The sequence below is a fragment of the Oceaniglobus indicus genome (assembly GCF_002751875.1).
Taxonomy (GTDB): Bacteria; Pseudomonadota; Alphaproteobacteria; order Rhodobacterales; family Rhodobacteraceae; genus Oceaniglobus; species Oceaniglobus indicus.
Window position 1 is genome coordinate 344,843 of sequence record NZ_NMZM01000002.1, and the last position, 20,647, is coordinate 365,489.

General features: G+C 63.6%; 21 protein-coding genes. 12 read left to right on the forward strand and 9 right to left on the reverse strand.

Features of this window, described 5'->3' with window-relative positions; all coding sequences use genetic code 11:
- The first annotated feature begins 13 nt into the window (after window positions 1-13).
- The 7 genes from CFP68_RS04200 (at window position 14) to CFP68_RS04230 (ending at window position 4,160) form a co-directional block, all read left to right on the forward strand.
- Window positions 14-205 carry a hypothetical protein gene (locus CFP68_RS04200; RefSeq protein WP_099824867.1) on the forward strand — a complete coding sequence of 64 codons (192 nt, stop codon included), beginning with the start codon at window positions 14-16 and terminating at the stop codon, window positions 203-205.
- Window positions 206-278: 73 nt separating this feature from the next.
- Window positions 279-890: a ribonuclease D gene (locus tag CFP68_RS04205; RefSeq protein ID WP_099824870.1), complete on the forward strand. Its 612-nt coding sequence runs from the start codon at window positions 279-281 to the stop codon at window positions 888-890.
- A 70-nt stretch (window positions 891-960) separates the two neighbouring features.
- On the forward strand, window positions 961-1,593 hold the full coding sequence (gene lptC, locus CFP68_RS04210; RefSeq protein ID WP_099824873.1) for an LPS export ABC transporter periplasmic protein LptC: 633 nt from the start codon (window positions 961-963) through the stop codon (window positions 1,591-1,593).
- Complete coding sequence (locus CFP68_RS04215) at window positions 1,590-2,084, forward strand: LptA/OstA family protein (protein WP_099824876.1); 495 nt, start codon at window positions 1,590-1,592, stop codon at window positions 2,082-2,084. The genes lptC and CFP68_RS04215 overlap by 4 nt, the downstream gene beginning before the upstream one ends.
- Window positions 2,084-2,842, forward strand: coding sequence for an LPS export ABC transporter ATP-binding protein (lptB, locus tag CFP68_RS04220; RefSeq protein WP_099824879.1), 759 nt, complete (start codon window positions 2,084-2,086; stop codon window positions 2,840-2,842). Before CFP68_RS04215 ends, lptB begins: the two co-directional genes overlap by 1 nt.
- A gap of 233 nt (window positions 2,843-3,075) precedes the next feature.
- A complete protein-coding gene (hpf, locus tag CFP68_RS04225; RefSeq protein WP_099824882.1) occupies window positions 3,076-3,651 on the forward strand; it encodes a ribosome hibernation-promoting factor, HPF/YfiA family in 576 nt (191 codons plus the stop codon).
- A 44-nt stretch (window positions 3,652-3,695) separates the two neighbouring features.
- Window positions 3,696-4,160: a PTS sugar transporter subunit IIA gene (locus CFP68_RS04230; protein WP_099824884.1), complete on the forward strand. Its 465-nt coding sequence runs from the start codon at window positions 3,696-3,698 to the stop codon at window positions 4,158-4,160.
- Window positions 4,161-4,163: 3 nt separating this feature from the next.
- Here the strand turns inward: CFP68_RS04230 and CFP68_RS04235 are convergent, their stop codons facing one another.
- From CFP68_RS04235 to cysQ, 7 genes are all read right to left on the reverse strand, one after another.
- A complete protein-coding gene (locus CFP68_RS04235) occupies window positions 4,164-5,582 on the reverse strand; it encodes a nodulation protein NodH (RefSeq protein WP_099824887.1) in 1,419 nt (472 codons plus the stop codon).
- A gap of 4 nt (window positions 5,583-5,586) precedes the next feature.
- Window positions 5,587-7,284 carry a DUF5927 domain-containing protein gene (locus CFP68_RS04240; protein ID WP_099824889.1) on the reverse strand — a complete coding sequence of 566 codons (1,698 nt, stop codon included), beginning with the start codon at window positions 7,282-7,284 and terminating at the stop codon, window positions 5,587-5,589.
- The gene (locus tag CFP68_RS04245) at window positions 7,281-8,291 is read right to left on the reverse strand and encodes a glycosyltransferase family 2 protein (protein ID WP_099824891.1); all 1,011 of its coding nucleotides are present in this window, start codon (window positions 8,289-8,291) and stop codon (window positions 7,281-7,283) included. Before CFP68_RS04245 ends, CFP68_RS04240 begins: the two co-directional genes overlap by 4 nt.
- Before the next feature lie 49 nt (window positions 8,292-8,340).
- Complete coding sequence (locus tag CFP68_RS04250; RefSeq protein WP_099824893.1) at window positions 8,341-9,555, reverse strand: glycosyltransferase family 4 protein; 1,215 nt, start codon at window positions 9,553-9,555, stop codon at window positions 8,341-8,343.
- 49 nt (window positions 9,556-9,604) lie between these two features.
- Window positions 9,605-10,498 (reverse strand): UTP--glucose-1-phosphate uridylyltransferase GalU, encoded by an 894-nt coding sequence (gene galU, locus CFP68_RS04255; protein WP_099824895.1) that lies wholly within the window; start codon window positions 10,496-10,498, stop codon window positions 9,605-9,607.
- A 129-nt stretch (window positions 10,499-10,627) separates the two neighbouring features.
- Window positions 10,628-11,851: a glycosyltransferase family 2 protein gene (locus CFP68_RS04260; RefSeq protein WP_099824898.1), complete on the reverse strand. Its 1,224-nt coding sequence runs from the start codon at window positions 11,849-11,851 to the stop codon at window positions 10,628-10,630.
- A gap of 7 nt (window positions 11,852-11,858) precedes the next feature.
- Window positions 11,859-12,656: a 3'(2'),5'-bisphosphate nucleotidase CysQ gene (gene cysQ / locus CFP68_RS04265; RefSeq protein ID WP_099824900.1), complete on the reverse strand. Its 798-nt coding sequence runs from the start codon at window positions 12,654-12,656 to the stop codon at window positions 11,859-11,861.
- Window positions 12,657-12,799: 143 nt separating this feature from the next.
- On the opposite strand from cysQ, the gene CFP68_RS04270 reads away from it, so the two are divergent.
- Window positions 12,800-13,621, forward strand: a complete 822-nt coding sequence (locus tag CFP68_RS04270; protein WP_099824902.1) for an ABC transporter permease — start codon at window positions 12,800-12,802, stop codon at window positions 13,619-13,621.
- Entirely contained in the window at window positions 13,618-14,106 is a 489-nt protein-coding gene (locus CFP68_RS04275; protein WP_145953393.1) for an SH3 domain-containing protein, read from the forward strand. Before CFP68_RS04270 ends, CFP68_RS04275 begins: the two co-directional genes overlap by 4 nt.
- 40 nt (window positions 14,107-14,146) lie before the next feature.
- Here the strand turns inward: CFP68_RS04275 and CFP68_RS04280 are convergent, their stop codons facing one another.
- Complete coding sequence (locus CFP68_RS04280) at window positions 14,147-14,785, reverse strand: alpha-ketoglutarate-dependent dioxygenase AlkB family protein (protein WP_099824907.1); 639 nt, start codon at window positions 14,783-14,785, stop codon at window positions 14,147-14,149.
- A gap of 206 nt (window positions 14,786-14,991) precedes the next feature.
- On the opposite strand from CFP68_RS04280, the gene dnaK reads away from it, so the two are divergent.
- The 3 genes from dnaK (at window position 14,992) to radC (ending at window position 19,055) form a co-directional block, all read left to right on the forward strand.
- Window positions 14,992-16,914 carry a molecular chaperone DnaK gene (dnaK, locus tag CFP68_RS04285; RefSeq protein ID WP_099824909.1) on the forward strand — a complete coding sequence of 641 codons (1,923 nt, stop codon included), beginning with the start codon at window positions 14,992-14,994 and terminating at the stop codon, window positions 16,912-16,914.
- Between the two features lie 75 nt (window positions 16,915-16,989).
- Window positions 16,990-18,147, forward strand: a complete 1,158-nt coding sequence (dnaJ, locus tag CFP68_RS04290; protein ID WP_099824913.1) for a molecular chaperone DnaJ — start codon at window positions 16,990-16,992, stop codon at window positions 18,145-18,147.
- 149 nt (window positions 18,148-18,296) lie between these two features.
- Window positions 18,297-19,055 (forward strand): RadC family protein, encoded by a 759-nt coding sequence (gene radC, locus CFP68_RS04295; protein ID WP_099824915.1) that lies wholly within the window; start codon window positions 18,297-18,299, stop codon window positions 19,053-19,055.
- Window positions 19,056-19,071: 16 nt separating this feature from the next.
- Here radC and CFP68_RS04300 read toward each other — a convergent pair whose 3' ends face one another.
- Complete coding sequence (locus tag CFP68_RS04300; protein ID WP_099824917.1) at window positions 19,072-20,634, reverse strand: phosphate ABC transporter substrate-binding/OmpA family protein; 1,563 nt, start codon at window positions 20,632-20,634, stop codon at window positions 19,072-19,074.
- Window positions 20,635-20,647 lie beyond the last annotated feature (13 nt).

Sequence of the window (20,647 nt, forward strand, 5' to 3'; positions counted from 1 at the left end):
CGGAGCAGCAGCCATGACACCCGTTTTCCTGATCGTCGCCGGCCTTGCCATGGTGGTCATCGTGCGCGCGGCGCGAAAACGCGGGCGCCGGAATGCCGCGCACCGCGACACGAGACCTGTCGACACCGACCCCTGGTATGACGACATCGAACCATGTGACGCCGATGATGCCGACGCCGATGATGGCGATTGTGGCGATGACTGAACCGTGGCGGGCCGATTCGGGCTTTCGATGCATGGCCCATCGGCCCTAGAACGTCAGTGCAACGGAGGCCGCCATGACCAATACCTTTTACAAGAACGATCTGCCCGACGGGCTGAACCTGGGGCCTGTCGTGGCCATCGATTGCGAGACCATGGGGCTGAATCCCCACCGGGACCGGCTGTGCCTTGTGCAGATGTCGGTGGGCGATGGCAATGCACACCTCGTGCAGGTGGCGCCGGGCCAGACCAGCGCGCCCAACCTGTGCCGGATGCTGGCCGATCCCGAGGTTCTGAAACTGTTCCATTTCGGGCGCTTCGATATCGCCGCGCTGCTGAATGCCTTCGGCACCGTGGCCGCACCCGTCTATTGCACCAAGATCGCCAGCAAACTGATCCGCACCTATACCGACCGGCACGGGTTGAAGAACCTGCTGTCGGAACTGCTGAATGTCGACATTTCGAAATATCAGCAGCAAAGCGACTGGGGCGCGTCAGAGCTGAGCGAGGCGCAGCTGGCCTATGCCGCGTCCGACGTGCTGTATCTGCACAAGCTGCGTCGCGCCCTGGACGCGCGGCTGGCGCGCGAGGGGCGGAGCGAGATGGCGCAGGCCTGTTTCGATTTTCTGCCGATGCGGGCGCAACTGGACCTGGCCGGCTGGTCCGATCAAGATATCTTCTCGCATTGATCCGCTGGAAGGTTTTGGGGAAGATGCACCAGCACACGAGATCCTGCCAGGCCTTACGCGGTGCATACGCGTGAAAACCCATGACAATACATATTCGCGACTGATCGCCTGGCTGAAGGTGATCCTGCCGCTGATGGCGCTGGCGATCCTGTCGACCCTGTTCCTGGTGTCGCAGAAGCCCGGCGCGGACGCGCCGCTGCCCTACAGCGATGCCGACGTGGATGAAATCCTGCGCGAACAATCGATCGTCGCACCGCAATACAACGGCATGACCCGCGATGGTGCCGCGATCACCCTGTCGGCCGACGTGGCCCGCCCCGGTTCGGCCAGCGGCAGCGGCAGCGATGCGCAGGGTTTGCGTGTGCTGGTCGAAACACCCGATGGCGGCAACGTTCGGCTGAACGCGGACACCGCGGCACTGGACATGACCGACCGTCTGGCGCGGCTGACCGGGGGCGTGCATATCGAAACCTCGACCGGATACGCGCTGGACAGCCAGGCGGTGACCACCGCGCTCGACATCACCCGGATCGAGACCGAGGCACCGGTGACCGGCACCGCACCGTTCGGAACCCTGAACGCGGGCCGGATGTTGGTGCGTCGCGATGATGACGGGGCGACGGGCACGCCCTACGTTCTGCTTTTCACCGATGGCGTGCGTTTGCTATACGAACCCAAAGCCGACCAGGGAGGTCAACCATGAAGCTTCGCGTGATCATTGCGACAGCGCTGGCGCTGATCGCGTCTCCGGCCGTCGCACAGAATACCAATATCGCGTTCGGCGGTCTGAAACATGACAGCAGCCTTCCGGTCGAGGTGGCGTCGGATACCCTGGAAGTCAGCCAGACCGACGGTTCCGCCGAATTTCGCGGCAATGTGCTGGTTTCTCAGGGCGAGATGAAGCTCACGGCGGGCACGGTGCGGGTGATCTATGCGGCGGAAGGGGGCGGGCGGATCTCGCGCATGAATGCCAGCGGCGGCGTCACGCTGGTCAATGGCGCCGAGGCGGCGGAAGCCCGCGAGGCGATCTATTCCATCGACGACGCCACGGTGGTGATGACCGGTGACGTGATCCTGACCCAGGGGCAAACCGCGCTGTCTTCGAACAAGCTGTCGATCGATCTGAATTCCGGCACCGGCACCATGGAAGGCCGCGTGCGCACGATCTTTCAGACCGGATCAGGTGACAACTGATGCCCGCACCCCACCTTACCGTCGCCCAGGGGTCGGGGGGGCTTCGGGTATTGAACTTGAAGAAAAGCTATCGCAAACGCCCGGTGATCCGTGACTTTTCGCTGGAACTGGCCAAGGGCGAGGTGGTGGCCCTGCTCGGGCCGAACGGGTCGGGCAAGACCACGTGCTTTTACGCCATTGCCGGCCTGATCCAGCCCGATGGCGGGCGCGTGATGATCGACGGGCGGGATGTGACCGCCCTGCCGATGTATCGCCGTGCGAAGCTGGGCATCGGGTATCTGCCACAGGAAATGTCGATCTTTCGCGGGCTGAACGTCGAAGACAACATCCTGGCGATTCTCGAAATTTCCACGCGCGACCGGGCGACGCGCCGTGACCGGCTGGAACAGCTTCTGAACGAATTCTCGATAACGCATCTGCGCCGCACTCCGGCCCCTGCCCTCTCGGGCGGCGAACGGCGGCGGGTCGAGATCGCCCGCTGCCTGGCCGCCAATCCATCCTATGTGCTGTTGGACGAACCCTTTGCCGGGGTCGACCCCATCGCGGTGGCCGAGATCCGCGGCCTTGTCGGTGATCTGCGGACCCGGGGGATCGGCGTGTTGATCACCGATCACAACGTGCGCGAGACGCTGGGCATCGTCGACCGGGCCTATATCCTGCACGACGGTCACGTCCTGATGAGCGGCACCAGCGACGAGGTCGTGCGCGACGAAAACGTTCGGCGTGTCTATCTCGGGCAAGGGTTCCGCATTTCCTGACGGTTCCGGTCGGAATGATCCGAGACCATTGACACACGGCGCCTTTCAAGGCCCAATCGGTTGTGTGACAGAAACGGCAGTTTCGTCGGCAAGGGCCGCGACGGGCAAAAACGCGATGCCGGCCCGCGGTCGGGATACCGGAACCTGCCATGTTTTTGTTCACTAAAACCGGTCGCGTCCCCACGTCGGCGTGTGGTCCCGGCCAACTTTGCCCCGCCAAACCAGGAGCGACCATGCAATACCAGATCAGCGGCAAACAGATTGATATCGGCGAAGCGCTGCAAACCCATGTTCAGACCGAGATCGATGCCATCATCGAAAAGTATCCCGGTCGCCCCACCGATGCGCTGGTCGTCTTTTCCAAGGATGGGCATGAATTCGTCTGTGAATCCGTCATGCATCTGTCCACCGGCCTGACGGTGCAGGCCAAGGGCCGCGCGGCCGAAATCTATGCCGCGTTCGAAAACTGCGCCGAAAAGATGGAGAAACAGCTGCGCCGATACAAGCGCAGATTGAAAGACCACTACAAGGAACGCTCACAGCCAGTTGAACTCTCGGGTGTCTCCTCGTATATCCTCGCCGCGAACGATGGCCAGGACGATGACGAACCCGAAACCTTGACGCCGATGATCGTGGCCGAGATGGAGACGAAAATTCCCCAGCTCTCGGTCGGCGAGGCCGTGATGCAGATGGAACTGGCGGGGGCACCTCTTCTGGTGTTCCGCAACGAGCGGCAAGAAACCGGTGTGAACATCGTATATCGTCGCGACGACGGAAACATCGGATGGATCGATCCGAACCAGACATAACGCCGACCGCCATCGGGGCGGCCCGACACTAGCGGCAGGTAACAATGCAACTTTCCAGTATTCTCAATCCTCGCGCAATTCGCGTGATCGGTGCGATGACAAGCAAGAAACGGCTGTTCCAAGAATTGGGCGACATGGCCGAATCCGTGCATGGTCTGCCTGCCGCCAAGACGGTCGAAGCCTTGATGGAACGTGAGACGCTGGGACCGACGGGCGTGGGACACGGCATTGCCTTGCCCCACGCCCGTCTTGCGGCGGCAGACGCCTTGTGCGGCATCTTCCTGCGGATCGAGAAGCCGATGGATTTCGGCGCCGTCGATCATCAGCCCGTCGACCTGGTGTTCGCGCTGTTCGCGCCGCCCACGGCAGGGGTCGAGCATCTGAAGGCGCTGGCGCTTGTCTCGCGGACCCTGCGCGACAGCGCGCTGTGCGCCAAGCTGCGGGCCAACGACGACCCGGCTGTCCTGCACGCCATCCTGACCGAAACACCGGCGACAGCCGCCGCCTGACCGTCAGCGCCAGGCGCGAAATCCGAACATCATGTAGTCGCGTTGATAGATGTCGCGCACGGCCGTCTCGATCTCGGCGTCGTAGATCGCGTCCAGCGCGACCGGCGCGGCATCTTCCAAAAGCGGAACGTCCGGGGCCGTGGCGCCGATGCTGTCGGCAAGATAGCGCAATCCGAGGGCCATCTGATCCTCGCGCAGGATGACATCGGGCACGACGGCCTGGGTCATTCCCTGAAGCACGGCAGACTGCGATGCCCAGGCCGGATCGACCCGGACCGAGGTCTGATTGCCGAGATTGCCCCTCACGAACCGCAGGAACGCCACGAACGCCGCACGATGCCGTGCCGCGTCCCATCCGGCGTCCACCGCCCCGGCGGGCAGCGGAACATCGTATTGCCCGCGCAAAGTCTCGCGGATATCGCCATAGGCATCGGCGCCGGTGGCCAGGATATAGCGGCAGAAACTGTCATGCAGGCGCGCCACCGGATGACGGACGGCCGAAAAGCTGCGGTGTGCGGGGTTCTGACGTTTCCAGCGGCGCAGATCCTTCTGGGTCATGTCGCCCGTCACGGGTGCGGCACCGTCCAAGGCGGCCAGCCAGGTGTTGATTGTCCCTTCCAGCCCCCCCTTGACCGGCATGAACAACAGGGGGCTGTGCGCGGCACGGACAAACCCCGGAACCCCCGGACCCCGCCGCGGTTCGAAATTCGGCGTGCGGCCCAGATCGAAATGGTCGATGGCGCCCAGCGCCTGCATCATCTGATCATAGTTCGCGACCTTTTCGCGCAGGCCGGCGGGGTTTTGCACCTTGGTCTTGCCCGAAAGCCGGTCGAGCCGGCTTTCGACCCCCAGGAAAGCCGCAAGGCCGTTCAGGATGCCAAGATCGTTTATGTCGTCATACCCGATATGAAACGCCGTCTGACCGGTGGTCTGAAGTGCGCGCATGACGTCCTGCTGAAACCCTTGCAGGCGCGACAGGTGGCGCGCGAAACGGTCGGCATCGAACGTGATGCGCGCCGTTTTCGCTTGCTTCATGTCACCGAGACGCCATTGCCCGGTCTGACGCGCAATTTCCAGGCTGACGAAACTGTCCAGCGGATTGCGTGTCAGGATCACCTTGGCGCAGCGCGGATCGTCGAGACAGCGGCGCAGCACACGCGGATCGTGATCGTGAAAGAACCGGAAGCCGGCCAGACCTTCGGTGCGGGCCCGGATCGCCGCAAGCAGGCGGTCCGGATCACCTTCGCGGTCCTTCATCGTGACGCCGGCCAGCTCGGTCTGGCCCGCGTGACCGGTGAAATGCGGATTGAACGCCTCGCCCCAACAGCGCAGGCCGGGCAGCTGGTTCAGCGTGTCTTCCAGAAAGTTGGAGCCGGTGCGCATTTCAGCCAGCAGGATGAAGCTGTCAAATTTTCGGTTCATGCTGTCATTTCACCAGATACGGGCGCCGGTGGCGTTTCGGCTGTGTGTCGATTTCATGGCCCGACGGAAAATCGCCCATCAGATAGGGCTGCATGCCCTGGTTCTTCAGGTTCTGAAGAAATTGCCCGAATCCCGTCAGATCGGCCATCTGCGGCGCTTCGGTCAGACGGCGCGGCGATTTCGGGCCATTGTCGTCGATGATGCTTTGTAACGGCTCCATCGGGGCTTCGACGAAATCCGCCATGGTCCAGATCCGCACCCGCGCCTTGGTCGTGATGCGACGCAACAGCTCCAGATGCCGGGTTTCCACCTGCTGCATGCGCGCGGCCTTCCTGCGCAGCACGCCGAAATCGCGGTTGGACCGGAACAGCGGCACCGCCCAGGCGCCCGAGATCACGTTGATCTGCGCGTTCGGATCATCGGCCAGGAACGGTGCGATCGCCTGGTTGTCGTTTGGACCGAAGAAGAAACACTGACGTTCGCCGCGGGTGTTCCAGATCAGGTTCGTCAGGAACGCGCGCGGATTGTAATCGCGCAGCCGTGCATCGGCGCTGAGCGCCCCGGCATAGGTGGCCTGCCGGTCGGTGAACTGCGCGCGTTTCGGCGCATAGAGATGGCCGTGAACCCGCGCGCCCGTGGCCCGTTGCAGCCACGTATCGAACCCGTCGAACAGGTCGCCGAAGCCTTCGAACACGGTATAGGGTGCGCAGGTCTTGCCATTTTCCCAACCGTTCTTGGGATATCTGCTGGCCATGTATAGGCCCGCGCGCCCCCGCGTTCGCCGATCGATGGCCTTGGCGAATATGCGGTCGATCTTGCCCGGGTTGGGTTCGGCGCGGTTCTGTTCCCCCAGGTGCGGCGACAGGAACGTGCGATACAGCCGATCCGCCCGCGGCCAGATCTTGCGCGCCACGAAACAATCCGAACGGCGCAGAAGCTGCAGGTGATCGTCGTAGAAGATATGCGGCTTGCCCTGGAAGTCGAATTTGGACAGGGTCAGGGACCGGCTTTCGATCTTGCGGGAATAAAGCCGTACGAGCGACTGGAAATAGCTTTCATCGGGGATCCAGACCCGTTTGAAATAGCGTTCGTGCACATCGCGCCGGGGGTCTTGCAGGATCGCGCTGAGGGTCTGGCGCGTCAGGCACCACCATTGCGACCCCATGTGCGGCACCACGCCCTGGGGAATCCGCCGGCTGTAGCCCACCGCGCGCTGCACGCCGACGTAGGCGTCGAACAGGCGGCGATGACGCTTCCACGAGAACGGAAACCGCAGGGTGAAACGTTCGGAATTCAGCCCGCCCACCGTCCACGGCACATCCTGCGTCGTCACGCTTTCGATGAAATCGGTGCGCGGGCGGTCGGCGAGGTATTGCACCAGTTCTTCGACCGGACGCAGCGGCAGGCACGACCCCGAAGCAAGATAGATGTGCCGCACGTCCGGAAACGCCCGCAGCATCGCTTCGGCGCCGATCTGTGACGCCGCCACCAGCGACCACGTGCCCCATTCGCAGGCATGGCGGTCGCAGAACCGGATATCGTTCCGGTCGCCGATGCTGCGCCGAAACGCGTCGAAATCGGCGCGACTGACCCGGCGGTCGACGTGGATCACGACCGGACAGCCATGGTCGGCCCAGTGGCGCGCCACCTGTGCCGCACGGTCCAGCGCGTCGTGGCACATCATGACGATGCCGACGCTCACGCCCAGTTTCCTTTCGACATCAGGCCGAGGATCTCAAGCTGACGCCAGTTGATGTATTTCTCGCTCCACTTGCACCAGAGGTCGGGGTTTTCCTGCAGACCCGCGTGATATGCCTTGTATTCCGCGCTGCCCGCGAAATGTTCGCGCCGGGCTAGTTCTTCCGCGGCCTTGTGCCCAAGGGTATCCAGGAATTTGGCATGGAGCAGGATCCCGCTGGCCTTTTCACCCCCGTATTCGTCGTAAACCTGGTTCAGCCCGCGCGGCAGAAGCATATGCGTCGAGGAGACATAGGCATATCCCCGGGCCCATTTCACCAACGGCAGCTTGTTCAGTGCCGGCGCGCGCGCCGGTTTTTCCGCCAGGAAGGCCCGCGCGCGTGGTCCGCCCTGAATCCACAGGTTGCCGAACGTGGTGTTGCGGGTGATCGTGTAGTTTCCGGAATCGAACCAGGACGCGATCTCGAACGGATCCTGTCCTTCGTCATAACGGTGTTCGCCCATGCCTCCCTTTGGATACATGTCCAGCATCATGGTGCCGAAGGATTTGATCGACGACGCATCCAGCCAATCGGTCAGCGCGGCAATCGGCCGGGTATCGCAGAACGGGTAAACGAAGAACTCATCGACATCGATGGTCAGCGTCCAGTGTCCCGTGCCGTATTTCCGCAGCAGCCAGTTGATCCAGTCCACCCCGAATCGCGCCCGTTTATAGCTGCCCCGTGCATGCCACAGCGATACGTCGGGTTGATCCGCAAGGTATTGCGCCGATCCGTCGTCCGAGCCGTTGTCGACGATGATGAAATGGTCGACGCCCATGTCCCGGTAATAGCGCAGGAAATACGGCAGCCGGATCCGTTCGTTGCGCAGACAGACAAAGCACAGGATGTCGCGCTTGCGGATCATGCCGATGCGGTTCACGCGCACGGAAAGCTGTCGGCGCTTGCGAAAGGCCCGGATCAGCAGGCGCTTGCGCTGAAGGCGCAGACGATAGGTTTTCAGAACGCCCAAGGCGAAAACTCCGGGTGCTGCGGCAAGACGGCCACGGCTTCAGGCGCTATCAGATGACGGTGAAGACATGGTTGAAGTGTGCCGCCCATGTCAGTGTCGCCCCTGTCGCAGAACCCCGGTCGCAGGCCGCCGCATGCTGCCGCCCGTGGGCAGCAAGACGACTGATTTCCGTAGTCCAAGCATATATATCCACAGGATCGAGGTAAACGGGATACTGGCCCAGCACCTCGCGCAGAACGGGCAGTGATGAACAAACAACAGGCGTGCCCAGCACCGCCGCCTCGAGTGGGGGGAGGCCGAAGCCTTCGGCAAAGCTGGGAAACAACAGCGCTTGCGCCCCGCGGATCAGGGCGGCCACCGCGCCGTCGTCCAGCGCCGGCAATTCATGCACCCCGGCAAGACCCGCATCAAGCCGGTCGAAGACCGCCGCATTGTTCCACCCCCGGCGCCCGACGATATAGAGATTGGGCAGGGGTTTGCCGGTTCGCGCCAACCGCTCCCAGACATCCAGCAACAACGCATGGTTCTTGCGCGGCTCGATCGTCGACAGGGCGATGAAATACGGCGTGGACAGATCCAGACCGGGGGGCAGGCCGGCGGGATCGGCCGTAGGTGTCTCGACGCCCAGATGCGCGACCACACAGGCGGGCACCCGGCCGAGATCCTTGAAATGACGCCCCACATCCGCCTTGGTCCCGGCCGAGTTACAGATCACCAGGTCGGCATGGGTGGCAACCGCGCGCATCTTGCGCGCGAAGGCCTCGGGTGTGCCGGGGCGCTGAAACTGCGGGAAATCCAGCGGAATCGTATCATGGACCAGAACGGCAATGCGCACCCCCTTGACCTGGCGCAGAGCCCGGAACACGCGCGCCTCGAGATTGCTGTGACCGACGTTGAGGTAATGCACATCCACCGGCAAATGGCGCCGCGCAAGGCGGCCCAAACCGCCGCGCAGGCACGAGGCCACGGCCTGACGCCGGATCTCGGCCTCGGCGCGGCGTCGCGCGGCGCTCAGCCCACGGGAGAAACGCGCGAGGATATCGGGGGACCCCCAGCGATCATCGGCAATCCTGTCCCGTATCGCACGCGCCCCGTCGCGGTTCAGCAGGCTGAAGCCCGCCGCGGTGCGGCACAACGCGAACATCGGGTCCGACTTGGCGAGGAGGGCATCGAGATAGGCCAGTTCGACCCGGTCGACGCCGGTGGGCGGCCCCAGCCCGACCCGGCTGACAAGCCGCGTCAGGTCGAGACATCGCGTCGTCACCGACGGACGCACGCGGCTTGCGCGCGCCCCGCCATCGTGCCCGCAGGGGTCAGGATGCGTCGGCGCGGCTGGCCGCCAGGGCGTCGATGTATTCGCCGAACTCGTCCTGCAGGTCGGGACGCGACAGGCCGAAGGCGACCGTGGCCTGAAGGAAGCCTGCCTTCGATCCGCAATCGAACCGCTGGCCCTTGAAGCGCAGGCCATAGACACCGTCCTTGCCGTCGATCTCGGCGGCAATGGCATCGGTCAACTGGATCTCTCCGCCGGCGCCTTTCTTCATGTCGTTCAGACGGTTCATCACGGCCGGGGTCAGGATGTAACGGCCGATCACGGCCAGGTTCGACGGCGCCGTTCCCTTTTCAGGTTTTTCGACCATGCCCTTGACCTTCACGCGCACGCCATTGTCTTCGGACGTGGCCAGGATGCCATAGGACGATGCCTTCTCTTCTGGCACTTCCATGGCGGCGACGATATTGCCGCCGGTTTCCTCGTAGGCTTCGATCATCTGTTGCAGGCAGGGCTTGTCGGACGCGATCACGTCGTCGGGCAGGATCACGGCAAAGGGTTCGTCACCGATCAGGCGCCGGCCGCACCAGACGGCATGGCCCAGCCCCAGCGCCATGTGCTGGCGGATATAGGCAATGGCGCCATCGGCCATGTTGGTCGATTCCAGCATCTCCAGCATGTCGTCCTTGCCCTTCTGACGCAGGGCGGTCTCAAGCTCGGGGGCCAGGTCGAAATAGTCTTCCAGTGCGGATTTGCCGCGCGAGGTGACAAAGATGAATTCGGTGATGCCGGCGGCGCGGGCCTCGTCGATGGCGTATTGGATCAGGGGCCGGTCGACCAGGGTCATGATCTCCTTGGGAATCGACTTGGTCGCGGGAAGAAACCGCGTCCCCAATCCTGCTACGGGGAAAATGGCCTTTGTTACCTTGCGACTCATATCGACTCCTGGAAATAGATCTCTTCAATTCTGGTCATACCGCGATCTGATCACGGCGACCAAGGGCGCTTTTCAACCCCGGTATCGTCTAGCTTGTTATGCTGCGTCTGCACAATCGATACCAGCCCATTATTGTTCCCCGCCATCCGACAGACCGCGCACGGCGAAAATGCGCTTCCTTTCGCGTTCGATTCGCGCGCGCCGCCGGATCGCCATGAAAATGGGATCCCGGCGATCGGAGCGGCCCCAGATTCCGCCGCTTTGCCGCCAGATCCCGAGGTCGTCGAAAACGCACCGGTGGTAGAGCGCGCTTGGCGACAGGTCCAGCAGAGTCACCACCAGCCCCTTTTCACGTTCGATCCGCGCCCGCGCGCTGCCCGCCGCACGGCGTCCCGCCACCACGACCGATCCGACCGGCCTCGGGGTGCGGATCTGGCGGAACGCCGGCCGCTCGGGCCAGGTGTGCGGCGGCATCGGCCCGCGGCGCGCGCCATCGGCCAGGCCGTCGTTCAGCGATTGCATCAGGCGCGGAACATCGCGCGGTTCGGCCGTTCCGGCAACCAGATGGCGGATGATCCGCGCCCTCTGATCCGCCACGAGCGCGGCGCGCGCGGCGGCGTGGCGGTCCACCGGCAGGTGCCGGTTCCAGAAGACCGCGCTTGACGCGCCGATGTCGAACAGGCTGAGCGGGGCGCGGTCGGCGCGACGGCGGGCGGACGCGGCAAAGCCGTGATGCACCTGCGCCAACGGCACCAGCGCGGTGCGAAACCCGGCCCGCGCCGCGCGCATGTTCAGATCGGTTTCATCAAGAAAGAAGGCAAAGGCGGCATCGAACCCGCCCAGCGCGCACAGTACGTCGCGGCGCGCCGCCATGTTCGTGCCTTCGGTCTTGATCGCGCCCGTGTCGGGGGGATCGAAAGCCTTCGGCCCATCGCCCCAGGACGACAGATCCTGCGCAACGCCGGTGGCGTCGACGCTGCGCGCCCGCCATTGAAAGGAAATCCCGTTGCGCCCGATCACGAACCCCCCCGCCAGCGCGACCGACGGATCATCGAACGGCGCGACCAGATGGGTCAGCCATGTGGGTTCGGGCACCGCATCGTCATCGATGAAGGCGACGATATCGCCCCCGGACGCCGCGATTCCCGCGTTCCTCGCCGCCGAGATGTTGGGCAGATCGAACGCCACGACCCGCCCCAGATCCGCCGCCCGCGCGACGGCGGCACCGGGCGGATCGGCCACGACGATCACCTCGAAGGTGGGATAAAGCAGTTGATCGAGACCGCGCAGACACCGCGCCAGGGCCGCCGGGCGATCCCGGCTGACCACGACGACGCTGACGCGGGGCGTCACGGGTGCCTCAGGCCGGTTTCAGGGTCACGCCGGGGGCATAGGCGATGAAGAACGGATTGGCGAAGGCGGGCTTGCCATAGACCAGCGGCGAATGGTCATCGAACCGCACAACCCGCCCGCCCGCGCCGTGCAGGACGGCGTGGCCCGCCGCCGTGTCCCATTCCATGGTCCGCCCCAGGCGGGGATACAGATCGGCCTCGCCCGTGGCGACAAGACAGAACTTCAGCGATGAACCGGCGCTTTTCATGTCCTTGACGTTGTATTGCCCGATATAGTCGTCGGTGGCCTCGTCGCGGTGGGATTTCGACGCCACGACCATCAATCCGGCCTCGTCAGGTTCGGATACCTTGATCGGCGTCGTCTCGCCGGGCGTGTCGAGGTCGAAATCGCCCGTCTCCTCGACCGAAACGCCGGTGGAATCGGTATAGAACAACCGCCCCCTCGCCGGTGCATAGACCACCCCGCGCACCGGTGCCCCGTCCGAGACATAGGCGATGTTGACCGTGAAATCGCCGCGCCGCTGGACGAACTCCTTGGTGCCGTCCAGCGGATCGACGATCAGGAAGGTGCGCGCCTCGATTTCGTGCGACTCGGCCTGTTCCTCGGTCACCAGCGGCACGTCGGGAAACGCCGCGCGCAGACCGGCGGAAATCAGGGCATCCGCCGCCTCGTCGGCTTCGGTGACCGGGCTGGCGTCGGACTTGGTCTTCACCTCAAAATCGTCGGCGTCGTAGATCTCCATGATCTTCGCTCCGCCCTCCAACGCGAGACGTCGCATTTCGGCGGTCAGCATTTCGAAGTTCATGGCATCATCCCCAGACTGGGCCCCGCGGGGCCGGAACAGTTGTTTCGTCAGATTTGGTCTTTTATGGTGAATGGTCAAAGAAACGGCAAGATTATCATGCAACAAGGTCGGGATCGCCCAGACAAGCCAAGGCAGACGCACGCATGTTCGAACGCAGACAGACGCAATCCCGGCTGACCGGCGCCGTCAGTATACTCGAGCTGATCTATCACAACACGGTGCGCAGCGTGCGCCGCACCCATGCCAACGCGGTGATGGCGATCCTGATGAACATCCTGCAGACCGTCGTCTTCGTGATGGCGTTCTACCTGCTGTTCCACGTGCTCGGGATGCGCGGCAATGCGATTCGCGGCGATTTCCTGTTGTACATCTTCACCGGCATCTTTCTTTACATGGTGCATACCCGCACCGTCACCGCGATCCTGCAATCGGAAGGGCCGGCATCGGCGATGATGAAACACGCGCCGATGACCACCGCGATCTCGATCTCGGCGGCCGCACTGTCGACGCTGTATGTCCAGGTTCTGTCGATGACGGTGGTGTTGTATTTCTATCACGTCATCTGGGGGCCGATCACGATTCACGACTGGTCGGGCGCCTTTGGGATGGTCCTTCTGGCCTGGTTTTCGGGCGTGGGCGTCGGGATGATTTTCCTGGCGCTCAAGCCGTGGTTTCCCAGCGCCATCGGCATCGTCGCGATGATCTATACCCGCGCCAACATGATCGCCTCGGGCAAGATGTTCGTCGCCAACCAGCTGCCCGGCACCATGCTGGCGTTCTTCGACTGGAACCCCCTGTTTCACGCCATCGACCAGGCCCGCGGCTTTGCCTTCGTGAACTACTTCCCGCATAATTCGTCGGTCGAATATCCGCTTTATGTCTCCATCGCATTGCTGATGATCGGGATGATGGGCGAATTCTATACCCGCAAGCATGCCTCGCTCAGCTGGAACGCACGCCGATGATCCGTATGCTCTCCGTCATTACCGCTTGTCTCTGGTCCGGGGCCCTTGGCGCACAGGGGCTGCCCGCCTTGCACGACGTCGTCGGCGTCGCCGAAAACGACACGCCGAACCTGCGTGCCGAACCTGATTGGAAGGCGCCGCTGGTCGCCACCCTGCCCTTTGACGCCCGCGACATCGAGGTGGTGGCGGAAAACGCCGACGGGACATGGGGGCGGATCAACATGGGCGAAGGAACCGCGTGGGCCGCGCTCAGGTTTCTCGGCCGCCAGCCGGGCCAGGATGACCGCGATTTCCCCGACCCCCTGCGGTGCTTCGGGACCGAACCGTTCTGGTCGCTGAAGGTTACCGCCGACGCAAGCGTCTTTACCCTTTCCGGGGTGTCCGAGCACCGGCTGCGCCAAGGCGACCGGCGCCGCGCGACCGGACGCACCGACCGCTGGGCCATGGTCACCGAAGCGCCCGGTGTATCGGCAACTATGGCCTGAACGGCGATGTGTTGATGATGGACAGCAACGGCATCGCGCTCTATTCCGGCTGCTGCACCCTGTCCCCACCCTGAGCGACGCGCAGCGTGACGTTGATGCGGCCTCCCTTGGGCAACAGTGACGACGAACGAAACCTGATCCGGTCAACCCCGTGATGGACCAGCCGCGCCGCCCCGCCCATCACCACCACATCGCCCGACGACAGCCAGAGGCTTTCGGTTTTGCCGCCCCTTTCGACACTGCCGATCCGGAACAAGCCGTCATCGCCCAGTGACACGGAAATCACCGGCCAGTCGAACGACGCCTCGTCGCGGTCCTGATGCAGACCCATGCGCGCCCCTTCGCCGTAGAAGTTGATCAAACAGCAATCGGGCAGTTGCGCCGCAGGGCCAAGGGCGCGCCAGATCTCCAGCGCCGCGTCGGGGATCGGCGGCCAGGCCGCGCCCGACGGATGGCGCGGCGCGTATCGATAACCGCGCCGGTCCGACACCCAACCGACCGATCCCGCCGATGTCATCCTGACCGACATCTTCCGCCCCGACCGGGTTTCGGGATGCACCGGGGGCGCTGCGCGGGCCACGTCGCGCAGGGCTGTCAAAAGCCGCGCCTGCATCGCTGCGTCCAGAAACCCGCGCCACACCTGGACCCCGCGCACGTTCAGCGGACCATCACCGTTCATCGCCCCTCCGCTCGTCAATTTCGCCGAGAGTCGCATTTTCGCGAAGATTCATCCATCCCCGGCGCTTGCAGGGCTGAAACCCCCTCCTTATATGAGGCCAGACGCCCGGTCGGGGGCTTTGTTCCCGACGTAATCATTGGGATCGCCGGGGATATGCCGCACCGCGGGTATTCCTGCACGAACATCGCCAGAGAGAGGATTTGAGCATGGCCAAAGTCATCGGAATCGACCTTGGAACCACCAACAGCTGTGTCGCCATCATGGACGGCAGCCAACCCCGCGTCATCGAGAACAGCGAAGGCGCACGCACCACACCGTCGATCGTCGCCTTCACCGACGATGAACGGCTGGTCGGTCAATCCGCCAAGCGGCAGGCCGTCACCAACCCCGAAAATACCATCTTCGGCGTCAAGCGCCTGATCGGTCGTCGCAACGACGACGCGAACCTTGCCAAGGACCGCAAGAACATGCCGTTCACCGTCATCGACGGCGGCAACGGCGACGCATGGGTCCAGGCCCGCGGCGAGAAGTATTCGCCCAGCCAGATCAGCGCGTTCATCCTGGGCAAGATGAAGGAAACGGCCGAAAGCTATCTCGGCGAGGAAGTGACGCAGGCCGTCATCACCGTTCCCGCCTATTTCAACGACGCCCAGCGTCAGGCGACCAAGGACGCCGGCAAGATCGCCGGTCTGGAAGTGCTGCGGATCATCAACGAACCGACTGCTGCCGCGCTGGCCTATGGTCTGGACAAGAAAGAAACCAAGACGATCGCGGTCTATGACCTCGGCGGTGGCACGTTCGACGTGACCATCCTGGAAATCGACGACGGCCTGTTCGAAGTCAAATCCACCAACGGCGACACGTTCCTCGGCGGTGAAGACTTCGACATGCGGATCGTCAATTACCTGGCCGAGCAGTTCAAGAAGGAACACCAGGTCGATCTGACCGCCGACAAGATGGCGCTTCAGCGCCTCAAGGAAGCGGCGGAAAAGGCCAAGATCGAACTGTCCTCGTCCAGCCAGACCGAGATCAACCAGCCGTTCATTTCGATGGGCGCCAACGGCCAACCGCTGCACATGGTCATGAAACTGACCCGTGCCAAGCTGGAATCGCTGGTCAGCGACCTGATCAAGCAGTCGATCAAACCCTGCCAGGCCGCACTGAAGGATGCCGGGCTGTCGGTTGGTGAAATCGACGAGATCGTGATGGTCGGCGGCATGACCCGCATGCCCCGCGTCGTCGAGGAAGTGACGAAATTCTTCGGCAAGGAGCCGAACAAGGGCGTCAACCCCGATGAGGTCGTCGCACTGGGCGCCGCCATTCAGGCCGGTGTGCTTCAGGGTGACGTCAAGGACGTGGTCCTGCTGGACGTGACCCCGCTGTCGCTGGGGATTGAGACGCTGGGTGGTGTGTTCACCCGCCTGATCGACCGCAACACGACGATCCCGACGAAGAAGTCGCAGATCTTCTCGACCGCCGAAGACAACCAGAACGCCGTGACGATCCGGGTCTTCCAGGGCGAACGTGAAATGGCGTCCGACAACAAGATGCTGGGTCAGTTCAACCTCGAAGACATCCCGCCGGCCCCCCGTGGCCTGCCCCAGATCGAAGTGACCTTCGACATCGACGCCAACGGCATCGTGTCCGTAGGTGCCAAGGACAAGGGCACCAACAAGGAGCAGAAGATCACGATCCAGGCGTCGGGCGGTCTGTCGGACGAGGACATCGAGAAGATGGTCAAGGACGCGGAAGAAAACGCCGAAGCCGACAAGAGCCGCAAGGAATTGGTCGAGGCGAAGAACCAGGCCGAGTCGCTGATCCATTCGACCGAGAAGGCGATGGAAGAGCACAAAGACAAGGTCGATCCGACCACCATCGAAGCGATCGAACTGGCCATTGCCAACCTGAACGAACAGCTCGAGTCGGAAGATGCCGGCAAGATCAAGAACGGCATCCAGAACGTCACCGAATCGGCGATGAAGCTGGGCGAGGCGATCTACAAGGCCGAGCAGGCAAAAGCCGGCAACGAGCCTGAAGATGGCGACGGCGACGGCCCCAAGGATGTCGATGACGACATTGTGGATGCCGATTTCGAAGACCTTGGCGACGACAACAAGCGCGCGTCCTGACCCGCGCATTGGAACCTACCGAAACCGGCCTGATCAGATCGGGCCGGTTTCCGCGTTCCGAAAGGACATAACCTGATGGCAAAACGCGATTACTATGAAACGCTCGGCGTCGCCAAAGGCGCTTCGGCCGATGAGATCAAGAAGGGGTTCCGCCGAAAGGCGAAAGAGCTTCACCCCGATCGCAATTCCGACAACCCAAATGCGGAATCGCAGTTCAAGGAAGCGAACGAAGCCTACGAAGTGCTGAAGGACGCCGAGAAAAAGGCGGCCTACGACCGGTATGGCCATGCCGCGTTCGAAGGTGGCATGGGCGGCGGGCGACGCCCCGGCGCGCAAGGGTTCGGCGGCGGACAGGGCGATTTCGCCTCGGCCTTTTCGGACGTGTTCGACGACCTGTTCGGCGACATGATGGGCGGTGGCCGCGGCGGACGTGGCGGCCAGCGGGCCACCCGCGGCTCCGACCTGCGCTACAACATGCGCGTCTCGCTCGAAGAAGCCTATGCCGGTCTGCAAAAGACGATCAACGTGCCCACCGCCCTGGCCTGCTCGAAATGCAGCGGCACCGGCGCCGAAGGCGGCTCAGAACCTGCCCCCTGCCCCACCTGCGCCGGCATGGGCAAGGTGCGCGCGCAGCAAGGCTTCTTCACCGTCGAACGCACCTGTCCCACCTGTTCGGGCGCGGGCCAGATCATCAAGAACCCCTGTTCCGTCTGCCACGGCCAAGGCCGCGTCGAGAAAGACCGTTCGCTGTCGGTCAACATCCCGGCCGGCGTCGAAACCGGCACCCGGATCCGCCTGTCGGGCGAGGGTGAGGCGGGATTGCGCGGCGGACCGTCGGGCGATCTCTACATCTTCATCGAGGTTGCCGACCACCCGCTGTTCCAGCGCGAAAATCAGCACCTGTTCTGCCATGTTCCGGTGTCGATCATATCGGCTGCCCTGGGCGGCGACATCGAGGTGCCGAACATCGACGGTGGCCGCAGCCGGGTGAAGATACCCGCAGGCAGCCAGACCGGCAAGCAGATGCGCCTGCGCGGCAAGGGCATGCCGGCCCTGCGCGGCGGTGGTCACGGCGACATGTACATCGAACTGGCGGTCGAAACGCCGGTGAACCTCACATCGCGCCAGAAGGATCTGCTGCGCGAATTCGATACCCTGTCCAAGGACAACAATCCCGAATCCTCGGGGTTCTTCAAGAAGGTCAAAACCTTCTGGGACGGGATGAAAGGCTGACTGCGCGGGGGCGGACGGGCCCGCAAACGGCCCCCGCCCCGGCTTCTTACCGACCGAAATACTCCCGCCGGAGGCTCCGGCGCTGACCGGCCGCGCAACGTCGATATCTGGTTAACCCGATCTTCACCTTTCGTGGCAATGGTCGCGTCATGACCCACGCCAACAGCTTTCATGAACGCCCCCTGCCCCTGTTCGACGAAGCAGAACCGGTTGCGTTGACCGCGGGTGGCAAGTTGCCGTCGTATATCAAGGATCATCGCAAACGCCTGCGGGATCGCTTCATGGACGGCGGGGCGGCCGCCATTCCCGATTATGAAATGCTGGAACTTCTGCTGTTTCGCGCGATTCCCCGACAGGATGTGAAACCTCTGGCGCGGCGGCTGATGGATACCTTCGGCGATCTCGGTCGCGTCCTGTCCGCGTCCCCCGAACAGCTTCTGGACGTGCCCGGTGTTGGCGAAGCGGTGATGCAGGATCTCAAGATCGTCGAGGCGGCCGCGCACCGGATCGCGCGCGCCAAGGTCATGCAGCGTCCCGTCGTCTCAAGTTGGGAGGCGGTTCTCGATTACTGCCATACCACGATGGCACACCGCGAGACCGAACAGTTCCGTATCCTGTTTCTCGATCGCAAGAACGTCCTCATCGCGGACGAGGAGCAGGGCAAGGGCACGGTCGATCATGTCCCGGTTTATCCGCGCGAGGTGGTGAAACGGGCGCTCTCGCTGAACGCCTCGGCGATCATCCTCGTGCACAACCATCCCTCGGGCGATCCGACACCGTCCGACAGCGACATCACCATGACCACCCAGATCGACGACGCCTGCCGCGCCCTCGGGATCGTGCTGCACGACCACCTGATCGTCGGCAAATCGACCGAGCTCAGCTTTCGCAGCGCGGGATACCTCTGATCACGCCGGACCCGGCCTACCGGCCCTGTTGCAGCCAGACCTCGACCCGCCGGTTCACCTGCCGACCCCAGCCGACTTCGTCACAGGCCATCGGCATTGCCTCTCCGAACCCTTCGACCTTCAACGACAGGCGCGACGGATCGACCGTTCGGGCCGCGTTACGCACCGCGTCGCGCACCACACCGGCCCGCTTCAGCGACAGGCGCCGGTTGACGGTCGCATCGCCCTGACCATCACTGAAGCCCACGAAAACCAGGCTTCGGTCGTCGAACACGCCACGCTCCAGCGCTTCCGCCAAAAGCGCCACGTTCGAGCGGGATTGCGCATCCAGTTCGGACGAACCGTTTTCGAAGCGGAACGTCACGGTCAGCCGACTATGTCCGTCCAGCGTGCGAACCAGGCGTTGCAGCTCTCCCAGCCCGGTTTCCGATCCGGCCGCGGTTATCGCATTCGCAAAGCGCGCGCCTTGCTGCTGGAAGGGAACCGCCTGGGGAAACTGGTCGACGAACCCGGCGCGGCGAATCACCGGTTGCGCGGCGGGCGAGCCGACGTAAGTCAGGAACGCGCGCACCAGATGCGGCAGACGTCGCGGCGGAAGATAGGCGAACAGCGGCGCGGTCAGCGGATAATCCTCGGTCTTGATCTCGGTGATGCCGGCGGGCGACTCAAAACCGCAGGGGCCGTGCAACACCAGCGGCACGGCATTGCCGATCTCGGAAAAGCTGCCCACACCCAAGGCGAACGGATCATCGGCCACGGCGTCGGCAAGCCCGGCGTCGCTGTCATGCCGGATGACATTCACGCTCATCTCGCGGTTCTTGACCACCCGCCGCGCAAAGGCTTGGGCCAGTCCCGAAAGGTCGTCCCGCATGTGCAAGGCAATCGGTGTGTCCGACCCGCCCAGATCGCGCCAGTTCGTCATTTCCCCCGCATAGATCGCGCCCAGTTGCGTCAGGGAGATCCGCGATACCGGGTTGGAGGGCGACACCAACGGCACCAATGCGTCCAAGGCGACGATGCGCGACCGTCCCGCGGCGGCCATGTCGCCCAGATCGGCCTGGCGCGCGATGTCCAGCTCGCGTGGTGTCACTTCGCGCAGCGACAGCGCGATATCGGCTTCGCCGGCGAACAGGTCCGCGAACCCTTCGTCAGAATTGGTCAGGTGGAACAGGAACCGCCCCACCAACGCGCCGCCGTTCTTTTCGCTGAGCTCATAGACAAAGCGCGTATCGCTTTTCGAGATCCGGCGCACCGCGAACCCGTTGCGTGCGGCGAATGTCTCAAGCAGCACAGGCAAAAGGACCGTCCCCATCGACCGCGCCCCGGAAAACCGGGCTTCGGCGACATAGGCCGCGACGTCGGGACACGCCGCACCGGTGCAGGTGACGCCGGACCCATCCACGGTCAGGACGCCATACGCGCTGTCGATGCGATAGAATTCGCCGTCATAGCCCAACAGCTCGCCCGACAGCGCGACCGAGCCGTCGCGTGCGGTCAGCGTGACGTCATCGGCGCGGCCGGACCCCGCGCATACCGAAAGTATGAGCGCGGCGCATATCGCCACGCAGCCGAATTTCATGGAATGCCTGCAC